The sequence below is a fragment of the Rhodanobacter sp. A1T4 genome (assembly GCF_014207185.1).
Lineage (GTDB): Bacteria > Pseudomonadota > Gammaproteobacteria > Xanthomonadales > Rhodanobacteraceae > Rhodanobacter.
Genome location: NZ_JACHCP010000010.1, coordinates 189,741 through 202,770 on the forward strand (window position 1 = coordinate 189,741; position 13,030 = coordinate 202,770).

The following is a 13,030-nucleotide window of genomic DNA, read 5'->3' on the forward strand; positions in this document are numbered from 1 at the left end:
CTGTGTAAGGCCAGCTCATCATCCTCGAGCGAATATTTTGCTCGAATCGCGTCCCAGCGCGATTTATCGCAAATTTTCACGTTCCGGAGCGCAACAATAAAAATGGAGTTTCGTATGAAAAAACTACTGCTCGTAGCCGTTGCCGTTGCTGTCGCCACTCCTGCAGCCAGTATGGCTAGTCAGCCCGATTCGTCAGTCGGCAATAATGTCAATTCCAATCAGCTCGACAACTTCTTCGTGGCTGGCAACCTCGGTACCTCCCAATATCGTGACGCAACAGCAAGCAATCATCCCGGATACCGTGACGATCTCACCCACGACAACAGCGTATTTCAGAACCTGCGTTTTGGTTGGCGCTGGGATGGCATCGTCGGCCCTGAAATTGGCTATGCCTACTTGGGCCAGGGCAAAAGAAATTACTTGTATCCAGAGCGGATTTACTCCGTCGAGCCCAAGGCATTTACATTGGGCGTAAACAGCAGGTATGACTTCCATGACAATTGGTTTGTTACGGCACACGCAGGTTGGTTACGTTCACATACCAACGTCGCCTGTACAACGTCGTTCATACCTTGTGACCCCGATCATGTCTTTGGTCTGCCTGGTGGTCCATCCGTTTCCAACACAAGTTCCCGCAATGGCTGGTACGGCGGCTTGGGCGCCGGCTATGACGTAACGAGCAACGTGAGCATCGGCTTGAACTATGACGATTACAACATCAAATACAATGCCGTCGACAACCCAAACAGCGGTGTCGATACAAAGGCGAAAAGAAATATCGCCGCTTTCTCCACGTCGCTCGAATACCGCTTCTGATTGATACAGATGCGAATCGCACAAAAGCAAAGGCTGCATTCGATCAGCCTTTGCTTTTTCTGTTGTCGTGTAACGAGATCGCACATTATCCGTGTGCAATCACTTGCTGTCGGATTCCAGCTTGCTGTGTCGTATGCCGTAGGCGAAATAAATGACACAGCCCAGCGCCATCCAGATCACGAAACGCTCGTAGGTGATCCACGGCAGGCCGTAGATCAGCACCGCGGAGAATAGGATGCCCAGCGGTGCGGTGAACCACACCGCCGGCGTGCGGAAGTTGCGTTGCAGTCCCGGCCTGCGCACGCGCAGCACCATGATCGAGGCGCAGATGATGATGAAGGCGCTGAGCGTGCCGATGTTCACCAGCTCGGCCACTTCGCCGATTGGCAGCAACCCGGCAACCAACGCGGTAAACAGGCCCAAGATGATGGTCGGCCGCGCTGGCGTGCCGAAGCGAGGACTCACTTTCGCAAACCACGCCGGCAGCAAGCCGTCGCGCGCCAGCGCAAACCAGATGCGCGCTGCGCCCAGCATGAAGGCAAACAGCACGCTGGTCACGCCGATCACCGCAGCAACCGCGATCGTGATGCTGAGCCAGTGCAGGCCGATCGACTCGAACGCATCGGATACCGACGCATCGCCACCAAGGTGGCTATACGGCGTGATGCCGGTCAACACTAGCGATACGGCGATGTACAGCACCATCGCAATCGCCAACGACAGTAGCACCGCCCGTGGCAAGTCGCGCTGCGGATGTTTCGCCTCTTCCGCTGCCGTGGTCAACGTGTCGTAGCCGAAGACCGCGAAGAACACCACGCTGGCACCGGTCAGCACGCCCTGCCAGCCGAAGTGGCCCAGCCCCGTTTTGACATCGACGACGCGTGCGGGAATGAATGGATGCCAGTTCGCGGTATTGATATAGAACACGCCCACGCCCACCACCAGCAGCACGCCGATCACCTTGATCGCCACCACAAAAGTGTTGAAGCGCGCGCCCCACTCGGTGCGCAGGGTCAACAATATCGCAACACCAATCGACACGCCTGCTGCGATCACGTTGAAGCGGTGGCCATCGCTCGGCGCGGCGATCGCTTGCGCGCCATGCGTGCCGAACATCTGCTGCAAGTAATACTGCATGGTCTGCGCGCTCATGCTCTGCTGCGCCCATTCCGGCAGATGCACGCCCGCCGAAGCCAGCAGCACCTGCACATAGCCGGACCAGCCGATGGCTACCACGGCCACTACGAGCGCGTATTCCAGCAGCAGATCCCAGCCAATGATCCAGGCGACAAACTCGCCGAGCACCGCATAACCGTAGGTATAGGCACTGCCGGTCACCGGAATCAGTCCCGCGAATTCCGCGTAGCACAGCGCTGCACAGGCACTGCCCAAGCCCGCAATGATGAAGCTCAGCGCCACCGCCGGACCGGCATTCACCGCTGCCTGCTGGCCCGCCAGCACGAAGATGCCCACACCGATGATGCCGCCAATGCCGATCGCGGTGAGCTGCCACAACCCCAGCACGCGTCGGAAATCGCCGCGTTGACCCACCTCGGCCTGCAGCTGTTCGACCGACTTGTGGCGCAGCAGCTTGCTAAGAAAACTCATGTGTTGATCCCCGGAAACGAACGGCGATCATAGCGAATCGTGCCGCTGTTGCCCGCATGGCTTCCGACACGGGCGCGAATGGGGACATCAAACCGGCGCTGCGCCATCATGCAATGACAAAGCCCTCTGTCCACCATGCAACCACGGCAAGGCCAGGGCGCTGAGGCCAAAAATCACTGCAATCGCCAGCATCATATAGCCGTCCAGATGAGCGATGCCGAACCACTTCCCGCTCAGCACAGATACCAGCGCCGTTGCCACCACTCGAACGCCTTCGAGCCATGTGGCCGAGCGACGACCTTCCATCAGTACGCCCAGCACGCACAGGCTGGCCACCAGATAGCCCGCATAGAGCAGCAGCGTCGGCAGCGGAGCGACGGGCACCAGGGCCAGAAAATGTATCGACATCCCCAACAGCAGCGCGAACTGCAGCAGCAGGTAGACGGTGAAGCCACGCGACATCGGCGGGTCATAGCGCGGATGATCGATGTCGAACGCCGGCTTGGGAAAGCGCGCCGTGACGTCGGCCGGCCGCCAGCCCGGCGGACGAAACCACAGCTGCAGTTTGTCGCGCCAGCGTTCGGCATGCCATGCGTCCTGCGCCATGGCCCAATACACCTCAGCGTTCGCCCACAGCGGGTTCCAGCTCTGCAGCGGCGAACGCGTGCCAAACACCGGCGGCTCGCTATCATTCTCTTCAGTGAAGGTACCGAACAGTCGGTCCCACAGGATCAGGATGCCGCCATAGTTCTTGTCGAGGTAGCGATCGTTCACCGCATGATGCGCACGGTGATTCGACGGCGAGCAGAACACCCGATCAAACCAGCCCAACTTATCGATTTCGCCCGTATGCACCCAGAACTGGTACAGCAAGTCGATCAGCGCCACGACCACGAACACTTCCACCGGATAACCCAACAGCGCCATCGGCAAATAGAACAACCAGCCCAGCAGCACGCCGCTGCCGGTCTGGCGCAGCGCGGTGGTGAGGTTGTAATCCTCGCTCTGATGATGCACTACGTGAGCCGCCCACAGCACGTTGACCTCGTGCCCCATGCGATGCAGCCAGTAATAGAGAAAGTCGTACAGCAGCAGCGCACTGAACCAGACCCACACGCTGTTGGCCGCTAAATGGAACACCCCTAGGTGCTGCACGCACCACGCATAGATGCCCACACTGAGCAGCTTGCTGAACACGCCAACAATCTGCGAGATCACGCCCAGCCCGAGGCTGTTGATCGCATCGTTGCTGCGATAGGCCTTGTGCCCGCGCCAGCGCGCCACTGCGAACTCAATGGCGATAAGCACAAAGAAACCCGGGATGGCCCAGGCCATGATGCGTTCGGGCGTCATCGTTGTATCCCTCCCATCATCGCGGGCGTGGCTCGCGCATCGACAGAACGCGCGATCAGCCACAGCGCCACATAGTAAGCCCCCAGCACGGCGGCTGCCGACCACCGCAGCGGCACCAGAAAGCGATTCCACGCCAGCAGGCTGTCGCTGAGCATGAACACCAGCGCGCCGGTGGCCGCAAAGCCGGCTGCCAGCGCGTGCGGATCACGTCGCGCACGCAGCCACAGCACGCGCCCCACCGCCTGCCCGGCCATGGTCGCCAGCACCGCGATATACAGCGGCACGGCGATGCGCAACGGCAGTTCCAGCGTCGGCCACAGCAACCACACCGCAAGCGCGCCGTAAGCCAGGCACAGCAGCCACGCCAGCGGTCGCACAACCAGCGGCTTGTCGCTGAGAAACGCCGCAATGAACCAACCGTGCGCCAGCAGAAATCCCAGCAGTCCGGCAACAAACCAGCGCGGCGAGAGCATCAGGAACACATCGCCGACCAGCGAGAAAGCGATGCCGTTGAGGATACGACGTCGGTAGACCTGCGATACCGGCGAGCGCACGCACCACACCATCGTAAAAATCAGCGCCGTCGCCAGCGGCTTACACAGCCAGTGCAACCAGCGCCATCCATCGACCACCTCGCCACTGCCGACGCTCGCGCCCACGATGGCGCCCATGGCTGCCACGACCAGCGCGGGTTTCAACCACGCCGGTGGCGCGCCAGGGGCAATTGGGGTGGAAAGCGTCGACATGCATCACTTGAATACGGGCGTGGATCGCGATGATAGCCACGCACCGCCGAAACCACGTGCTGCAGCGCCACAGCTTTCACGGCACGCGATTGCCACCAAACTGCAACACGCAGTCCGCAGCATGTCGGGTTGTCTTGTTGATTCACGTCGAGGTCTTGCATGTCCCGTTTCGCCCTGCCTTCGCTGCGCCTGCTGGTCAGCTCCCTGTTGCTGGCCGGCCTGCCGCTGGCGCCTACCTTCGCCGCCGCGCCCACCCACCGTGTCATCGTGTTCGTGTGGGATGGCATGCGCCCGGACGCGATCAGCGCGGACGATACGCCCAACCTGCTGGCACTGGGCGCCCGCGGCAGCGTATTCGAGGACAACCATTCCACCTATCCCACCTTCACCATGGCCAACGCGTCGAGCTTCGCCACCGGCGCGTTTCCCGGCACGATCGGTTTCTACGGCAACCACTTCTGGGCACCGGGCGCCAAAGGTTCGGATGCGAAAGGACAGGTAGTGGACTTCCAGTCGCCGATCTTCACCGAGGACTACGCGATTCTGCGTGACCTCAATGTGCACTACGCACACGAACTGCTGGAACTGCCCACGCTGTTCGCCACCGCGCGCAAGGCCGGCCTGAAAACAGCACTGATCGGCAAGTCCGGCCCGGCCTTCCTGCAGGACTACAAACTCGCCAACGGCGACACTTCGAACAACGGCTTGCTGCTCGACGAGAACACCGCGCTGCCACTGACCTTCGCCAAGGAACTGCAGAAAGCGGGCGTCGCGCTGCCGAAAAACACCATCAACACTTACGACTCCAGCCAGCTCAACCTCAGCGAAGAAAACGACTCACCCACCGAACAGGGCAAGATGCTCACCTTGAAGGATGGCGCCAGCTCGGACGCCACCGCCGGCGTCGACACCACGCCCGCCGCCGCGAACGCGTGGATGATGAAGGTGTATCTGGAAGAGGTGCTGGCACAGCATCGCCCCGACCTCAGCATCGTGTGGCTGCGCAACCCGGATACCACCGAGCATCAGTATGGCGTCGGCTCGCCGGAATTCCATCTGGCGCTGAAGGCGCAGGACGCGCTGCTCGGTCAGCTCGAAGACAAGCTCAAAGCGCTGGGCATGGACCAGAGCACCGACATCGTCGTCGTCTCCGACCACGCACACAGCAATATCGCCGGCCCGCGCGATCTATTCCCGCTGCGCCAGATCAACGATGGTCGCGTCACCACCATCGACAACGAGTGGGGCTATTCCGTCTCCGGCGGCGTGCGCCTGGCCGATGAGCTGACCCGCGGCGGTTTCACCGCTTTCGACGGCACCGGCTGCATCTACGCACCGGTGATGAGCGGTATCAAGACCGATGGTTCGCAACTTCATCCGACCCGCTTCGACGACGACGGCCGCCTCTGCGGCAAGCCTGGTCCATACACCACGCCCAGCTACAAGCTGCCCGATGCACTACCCAAGAGTGCGCTGGTGATCGCCTCCAACGGCGGTACCGAATACCTCTACCAGCCCGAGCACGATGCGGCGCTGGTGAAGCGCACCGTACGTTTCCTGCAATCGCGCGAATACGTCGCCGCCGTATTCGTGGCCAAACGTTACGGCAACATCCCCGGCACGCTGCCCGCCGAGAACGTGCATCTGGAGAATGCTGCGCGCGGGCCGGACATCATCATCAGCTACGCATGGGATGCCAACGCCAAGATCCAGGGTTTCCCCGGCACCGAATACGCCAGCCAGTCCAACGAACGCGGTGAACACGGAAGCTTCAGCCGTATAGACGTCCACAACACCCTGCTCGCTGCCGGCCCTGATTTTCGCGGCGACTTTCAGGACACGCTGCCCAGCGGCAACGTCGATCTCGCGCCGACCATCGCTGCATTGATGGGGCTGGCGTTACCCAAGGCGCAGGGCCGCGTGCTGCACGAATCCCTGACTGGGCCACTCGCTCAGCCAGTCGACGCCTACAAAGTGACGCCGACCACATTGCAACCGGCACAGCCAGCCATCGGGCTAAGCGTTAAACGCGTCGATGGCTCGCCAGTCCCGGCCACCCAATTCAACTTCGTGCTGCAGATGAAGCAATTGCAAAGCGGCGGCAAAACCTGGACCTATTTCGACCAGGCTAGCCCCGTAAGGCAGTGAATGGATGTGCTGGATATAATCCACTTTCCATATCCTGCGTGAGCTCCGAACTAAGATCGCGGTAGACATTTACTAGCGTGATCTTTCAGCACACGACCAAGACATCGCTCGCAATGCGGCCCGTGCCGCTGGTCTGCGTTGGGATGGGGGCTTCCATCGGTACGATCCCATGCGCTTCTGCGCGAACCCTCGTGTTGGCGGGGCGCGGCCATCACTGATGCCACGCCGCTTCGATTACTTTGTCGCAGCGGTTAGTGAAGGCAGCGCACGCCCCTGCGCCTGCGGCAGACTGGCCCCCATCAGCTTGGCCAATGTCGGCGCGATATCACGCATGTCGATCGAGCCCAGATTCTTGCCGGCCGGAATACCCGGACCTTCGATCAGGAAGGTGGAGCGCATCTCTGGCGTCGCCGGGTCGTAACCGTGCATGCCGAGGAAATGGCCAGACGCTGGCAGCGGTGCGTCGGACGTCACGCCCAGCTCGTAGCCGATCTTCAGCAGTACAAACCAGCTGGCCAGGCCCGTGCCGCCCTGGGCGACGAGCTGATCATGGTCGAGCACGTGGTCGATCTCGTATCGTGGATCATCCTGCAGTTTCTTCAGCAGTGCAGCGACCTTGGCTTTTACCGCGGTATCGTTCGGATCTTTCAATACGATCGCGGCACTGCCGCCGTCGTTCCAAACAGCCGCCTGCCAGTCGGTGATGGCGCCATCCTTGACGGTGACCAGGCCGGCCTTGATGAAGGGTGAATAGAAATTGATGTCCTGCTTCACCGGCGCAAAGCCGTGATCGGAAACGATCGCCACGATGCCATCGGGATGCACGCGCTGCGCGGCCGCCACCAGATCGCCAATCAACACATCGATACCTTCCAGCGTCTTGCGCGAGGTCGGCGTATCCGGGCCGGTCGCATGCTGTTCGGTATCCAGCGCGGTCACGTAAGCCGTCATGAACTGCGGTTTGCGGGTTTCAAGCAGGTGGATCGCAAAGCGGGTGCGGTTCTGATCGCCAGCCAGGCTTTCGTCAATACCGTCAGCGTAAGGACCGAGGTCCTTTTCCAGTGAGGGCAGCAGGCCTGGCGTAGACAGCGCCGCCAGCAGCTTGCGGTCATCCGGCAGACCGGTGCGCCAGATCTGTGGCAGGTTCCAGTCCACCTGCGCGCCCACGCTCACCGGCCAGTGCACATTGGCCGTGCTAAGTCCGGCCGCATGTGCAGCGTCCCACAGAGTCGGTACATGAATGTCGCTGGCGTACCAGTCCCAGCCCTGCTGGTTCTTGTTGGTGGGATCGAATGTGAGGTTGCTGCCGATGCCGTGGAGGTTCGGCGACACACCGGTGATCAGTGTGGTGTGGCTGGGATACGTCAGTGTCGGCAGCACGCCGCGCACATCATGCGCATAGCTGCCCTGTTTGAGAAAAGCCTGGAGGTTCGGCAGATGCAGGCCGCGCTGCTGCGCGTCGAGCACATCGGCCGGACGCAGGCCGTCGATCGAAATCAGCAGTACCGGTTGCCCCGCGGAGGCTTGCGTCGATGCAGACTGCGCGAATGATGACTGGGTCACGGCAAGCGACAGAACACCCGGCAACAGGCAAGACCGCAGAAAACGCATTGGAACCATCCGCACGATGACAAAGAGGCTGCACATGCTGGGCTGGGACTGCTGCAGTTCCGTTACAGCCATCCTTCGCTAGTTCGTTTGTTCATGACAACTCAGCGACCGTCAAGCGCCTGTCGACCGAGCGCGGGATCATCGGTAAAGAACGCATCGATACCGGCATCGAGATACGCCCGGATCTCGGCCACCGAGCCCTTCGCGTTGAAGGTTTTTGGATCGCTGCCCTGCCAGAAATTTTTCGCCTGAAAGTTGTTTTCGGGACGAAACGTATACGGATGCAGCTCAAGTCCGGCCGCGTGCGCGTCATGTACCAGTGCGGTGGGATGACCCAGCGTGCCATCGGGCGCCAGTGGAATGATCGCCCGGATGTTCGGGCCAATGGCGTCAGCATAGGCAGCAATATCGCGCAGGCCAGCGGGCTTCATCATGTCGGCAAAAGTCAGTCTGCCGCCGGCAACCGTGACATCGTACGTCTGCTCTTTCGGATCCCCCAGCAGCTGCAGCAGGCGGATGTTCGGGCGGCCATTTTTCGAGCCCATGCCACCCAACTTGCCGCGCAGATAGCGCAGGTTGGCGATTTCGAACGACTGGATTTCCACCGGCGCGGTTTGCGTATACGAGTGTGCTGCGAGAATCGCCAGCACCTTGTCTTCCATTGGCAGGCCGAGCTTCTGAAAATACGTACCGTGCTTGATTTCGGGAATGATGCCGACCGGATGCCCGATCACGGCGGACTCGGCAGCGACGAAGTCGATGATCTCATCCAGCGTGGGAATCTGGAACTCGCCGTCGTACTTCGTGCTGCGCAGTTCCGGCAGACGCTCGCGGGCACGCAGGGTTTTCAGCTCGGCCAGCGTGAAGTCTTCGGTGAACCAACCAGTGATCTTCTCTCCATCCACCGTCTTGGTTGTCTTGCGTGCAGCGAACTCCGGATGCGCGGCCACGTCCGTGGTGCCGCTGATCTCGTTTTCGTGCCGCGCCACCGGCACGCCGTCCTTGGTCATGACCAGATCGGGTTCGACGAAGTCCGCGCCATCGGCGATCGCCTTGCCATAGGAAGCCAGCGTGTGTTCCGGCCGCAGCGCACTGGCGCCGCGATGACCGATCACCAGCACCCTGGCAGCAATGGGCTTTTCATCGGCCTGTTTTTCATGGGCTTGGGCGGTAATAGACATGGCCAGCATTCCAGCGACAAGGAAGGTAATCAAGCATAGGCGACTCATGGCTGCACTCCGATAGCTGTCACGGAATTCGACAACGCCGCTCAGGTTGGCAGGCATTCATGGAAATTTTTTGACAACCTGGATAAACCAGCAATCCGCTGGTTGTCAGCACCGGCTCAGCCAACCTTGATCGGTAATATCCATGTGACAAACCCAGAGTACCAAGGCTTTTGCGTCGACCCAAAGATGCAAATACACTGTTCTATGGAAAGGCTATCCGCCACTCAACTTCCCTGTGCCTGCTCCATGTTGCGCAAGGCTTCGCGTTCCGTCAGTCGCCTTTACGATGCAGCGCTGGCCGATGCCGGTGTCAGTGCGGCCCAACTGCCTGTTCTTCGCACCACTTCCAGGCATGAATGGTTGACCTTGAGCCAACTCGCCAAGATCTTGTTCATGGAACGCACGTCGCTATATCGCACTCTCACGCCAGTGATCCAGTCAGGCTGGGTTGCAATAAAAGGTGGTCGGATTGGCGAAGGCCATGCGAAGCAGGTTTCGCTGACTCGCAAAGGCCGCGCCCTGACTTTGGCCGCAAATGCGCATTGGGAAGGCGTCCAGACACGTATGGTGGAGTCGTTCGGCACGGAGCGCTGGGAATCGCTGCACAAAGATATTGCTGAACTTGCTGCATTGGGTGTAGAGCTAATGACATAATTTTTCAGAAATATTTTAATCCTGACGGACGATAACGGCATCGGCAGGAATTGGGGATGAGCTGGCTAGCCGATGTTGTCATCATCGGCTGTTCGCAAAATCCATGATTGAAGGCCAGCACGTAATTACTTGTTATTTTTTGGACGAATGCCATGCTTAACTACTTGGATGACATCAAGGCGGATGATGGGATCAGCAATCAGCTGACCGTGCATTCACTGGCGCTGGATATTGCCGACCACGCCGCCCGCTCGGAGATCGAGCTTTATTCCATGCAGACCCGTGACGTCAACGGCAGACGCGTCTTCGACACGAAGAAGCCCAGGGAAGATTCCGTCGATCAGGAAAGCGTGTCGATCGTCGCCAAGGCGGTGCGATACATCGAACTGCGCGGCAAGGCATTGCCCTATCGGCTGCAGCGGTCCGGCTCACTGGTCTGGTTTGAAGAGCCAGAACCAGCCATTTCATTTGCCGGCTAGCTGACAGCCGACATGGAGATTGTCAGCCGCACGGCATGGCAACTTCCAAAATCGTTCACTGATAGACGTGCAGACGTCCAAACGTCCATGCGTGGTAAGAGTCAATCAGTCCCGGTATCTTGCAGTCGTCGTAAAGTCCGTTGCAACGCGTGCGCAGTTCATGCAGCGCGGAGAAATAGGGATCTTTCGGTAGACCGGCGGCCTGCAGCACCATGCTTGGCAGAAACGCGATATCCATCATCGGATAGCTCGGCAGTGGCTCGCCCGCAAAATTGCTTTTGAGCATGTAATAGGTGAGGTAATCGCGGTAAGGCTGCAGCGCCAGCGGTAGTGTGCGTGCCATTGGCCGGATCATGCCCTCGAACGACGGCTGATGATCGCCGAAATGCACCAGCAGGGTTGGCTGCGCACGGTCAAGGAAATCATGCTCAAGCCCACGCATGGCCACATCGGAATCGTGCAGGCGCGACAGGTAGGCACTGAAGTTGATCGTTGCCGCCGGCGACAGCCCGGTCAACAGGCCCCGATTGAACGGCGCCGGCAGCTGGGCCAACGGCAGATCGTCGTGCGGACCGTGCTGGTTGATGGTGAGGATCATGATAAAGACCGGCTGGCCCGGCTTCTTGACCTGATCGTAGACGCGCTTGGCCGCATCGAACATCTGCTTGTCGGTTTCTTCCCACTCGTCCAGCTTCAGCTCGTTGACGTCGTAGAGATGATCGAAGCCATACGACTTGTAGGCGTTGCGGCCGTTGATGAAGCTGCCTTCGGTCGGATAGATCGCGATGGTCAGGTAACCCAGTCTCCGCAACTGCATTGCCAGCGCGTCGCGCACGTGCGGCGCCAGCACGTATGGCGCGTACATTCCGCCGGGACCGAAAATATCCTGCGGCATGCCAGTCAGCGTGGCGAATTCGCTCACCCAAGTACCACCGCCGAAGGTATGCGTGCGCAGCACGCCGGTGCCGCGGGTGCGCGCATCGGCCTGAAACAGTTGCAGACGACATTCCGGCACGCCGCAGGCGGCGAAGATCGACGGATCGAAAGTGCTTTCTTCCAGCACCTGCACAATGTCGGGATACGGTGGATGCGCGCTGCCTGGCTCACCCTGCGCAGTCGATCCCCACTGCTGCTCGGCAATCGCGTCGCTGGACATTGCCGGCAGGTGCACGCGGGCATCGTCGAAGTTGATGAAGAAGTTGGTCAGCTGCGCATCGTCGGATAATTTCTCCCACACGCCGCGGTTATGCACCTGCGCGAACGGCCCGTTGGGCAGCATGCAGATCAGGAATGCCAAGACGCTGAGCAAAATGCCACCCATGCGCAGACCAAGCGCTGACAACCATCGGCGTCCGACAAACAGGTGCAAGTCCCAGCGCCATACCAGCCACAACAGCGGCGGCACCACGACGCAAATGCCGATGCTCAGCAGGTACAGGTGCGGATAGTGCCGCAGCGTATCGAGCAAGCTGGTGCCGGCGTAGTAGATGAAGTCCGACGGCATCAGCGATTCTTCGAGATACTTGATCTTCAGCACCGACAGAAACTTGATCACGGCAAACAGCGCGCTGCAAACCACCAACGCGGTCGCAAAGCGCGCAGTCACAAACAACAGCGCGCCGAAAGTGCACAGCATCAACGCCAGCACGAAAACCTGTTGCAGTACCTTCGGCTCCTGCATCGCAGTCGCAAAGACACAGCCGGCAAATAGCAGCAGCGCACCGAGCGATACCGCACCGGTTCGCGTGAAATGTAACGGCAGTCGTCGCATGAATGGAAAGTCCCCGGGACTCGATTGTCACCGGGGCGCCATCTTACGGACTTGTGACGGTCGCGGCAGGCCATGCCTCAACGGCCGTTCCACTGGCGTTGGGCTGCCGCGCACCGGCATCCGCTCGGACGACCCGCAGGATCCAGGCGCTAAACTGCAAATCCGTGCGCCAGCGATGTTTTCATGCCTGCTTCCTCGCCATCACAATGCGGCGCCGTGTTCGCCATGCTCGTCATCATTCTCATCTGGGCCTAGCTGAGAAAACGCATGTTCGTGCGACACAAACCTTCGGTACTCAATCTCACCGCGTGGCAGATGCTGACGGGTGGCATCGCGCTAGGCATCGTTGCGCTGGCTGTGCCACAGCGGCCGATCGCCTGGACCGCTGCCTTTATCAGCGGGCTTCCCCACAGTGTGGTGATAGCGTCCAGCATCGCTGGATGGCTGTGGTCGATCGTGCGGCTGCGGCTGCCGACCGCTGTTGCCAGCCGGTCGAGCATGGGTGTACCCATCGTCAGCGTGCTGCTGGCGTGGAGCATCCTGCACGAGCAACCATAGCTAATGGAACAGCTAGGTATCGCCTTCGTCGTGGCAGGACTCGTCGCCGTAAGCGGA

11 protein-coding genes are annotated in these 13,030 nt (G+C 60.2%); 5 read left to right on the forward strand and 6 right to left on the reverse strand.

Translation table 11 applies throughout. The features are described 5' to 3' along the window. Positions 1-114: 114 nt before the first annotated feature. On the forward strand, positions 115-816 hold the full coding sequence (locus HDE80_RS19175; protein WP_184673544.1) for an outer membrane beta-barrel protein: 702 nt from the start codon (positions 115-117) through the stop codon (positions 814-816). Positions 817-915: 99 nt separating this feature from the next. On the opposite strand, the gene HDE80_RS19180 is transcribed toward HDE80_RS19175, so the two are convergent. The 3 genes from HDE80_RS19180 to HDE80_RS19190 form a co-directional block, all read right to left on the reverse strand. Further along, positions 916-2,424: an amino acid permease gene (locus tag HDE80_RS19180; RefSeq protein ID WP_184673546.1), complete on the reverse strand. Its 1,509-nt coding sequence runs from the start codon at positions 2,422-2,424 to the stop codon at positions 916-918. An 87-nt stretch (positions 2,425-2,511) separates the two neighbouring features. Then, positions 2,512-3,777 (reverse strand): sterol desaturase family protein, encoded by a 1,266-nt coding sequence (locus tag HDE80_RS19185; protein WP_184673548.1) that lies wholly within the window; start codon positions 3,775-3,777, stop codon positions 2,512-2,514. After that, a complete protein-coding gene (locus HDE80_RS19190) occupies positions 3,774-4,523 on the reverse strand; it encodes a lysoplasmalogenase (protein WP_184673550.1) in 750 nt (249 codons plus the stop codon). Before HDE80_RS19190 ends, HDE80_RS19185 begins: the two co-directional genes overlap by 4 nt. A 159-nt stretch (positions 4,524-4,682) precedes the next feature. Between HDE80_RS19190 and HDE80_RS19195 the strand changes: the two genes are divergently transcribed. After that, positions 4,683-6,671: an alkaline phosphatase family protein gene (locus HDE80_RS19195; protein WP_184673552.1), complete on the forward strand. Its 1,989-nt coding sequence runs from the start codon at positions 4,683-4,685 to the stop codon at positions 6,669-6,671. Between the two features lie 234 nt (positions 6,672-6,905). Here the strand turns inward: HDE80_RS19195 and HDE80_RS19200 are convergent, their stop codons facing one another. Both HDE80_RS19200 and HDE80_RS19205 read right to left on the reverse strand, forming a co-directional pair. Beyond that, positions 6,906-8,282 carry an ectonucleotide pyrophosphatase/phosphodiesterase gene (locus HDE80_RS19200; RefSeq protein WP_184673554.1) on the reverse strand — a complete coding sequence of 459 codons (1,377 nt, stop codon included), beginning with the start codon at positions 8,280-8,282 and terminating at the stop codon, positions 6,906-6,908. Positions 8,283-8,383: 101 nt separating this feature from the next. Next, a complete protein-coding gene (locus HDE80_RS19205) occupies positions 8,384-9,463 on the reverse strand; it encodes a glycerophosphodiester phosphodiesterase (protein WP_184673557.1) in 1,080 nt (359 codons plus the stop codon). Positions 9,464-9,637: 174 nt separating this feature from the next. Between HDE80_RS19205 and HDE80_RS19210 the strand changes: the two genes are divergently transcribed. Both HDE80_RS19210 and HDE80_RS19215 read left to right on the forward strand, forming a co-directional pair. Continuing rightward, positions 9,638-10,165 (forward strand): MarR family winged helix-turn-helix transcriptional regulator, encoded by a 528-nt coding sequence (locus HDE80_RS19210; protein ID WP_184673558.1) that lies wholly within the window; start codon positions 9,638-9,640, stop codon positions 10,163-10,165. Positions 10,166-10,329: 164 nt separating this feature from the next. Continuing rightward, positions 10,330-10,644, forward strand: a complete 315-nt coding sequence (locus tag HDE80_RS19215; protein WP_184673560.1) for a hypothetical protein — start codon at positions 10,330-10,332, stop codon at positions 10,642-10,644. A gap of 55 nt (positions 10,645-10,699) precedes the next feature. Here the strand turns inward: HDE80_RS19215 and HDE80_RS19220 are convergent, their stop codons facing one another. Then, complete coding sequence (locus tag HDE80_RS19220) at positions 10,700-12,415, reverse strand: alkaline phosphatase family protein (protein ID WP_184673562.1); 1,716 nt, start codon at positions 12,413-12,415, stop codon at positions 10,700-10,702. 267 nt (positions 12,416-12,682) lie between these two features. On the opposite strand from HDE80_RS19220, the gene HDE80_RS19225 reads away from it, so the two are divergent. Next, on the forward strand, positions 12,683-12,973 hold the full coding sequence (locus HDE80_RS19225) for an EamA family transporter (RefSeq protein ID WP_255483968.1): 291 nt from the start codon (positions 12,683-12,685) through the stop codon (positions 12,971-12,973). Positions 12,974-13,030: the final 57 nt, after the last annotated feature.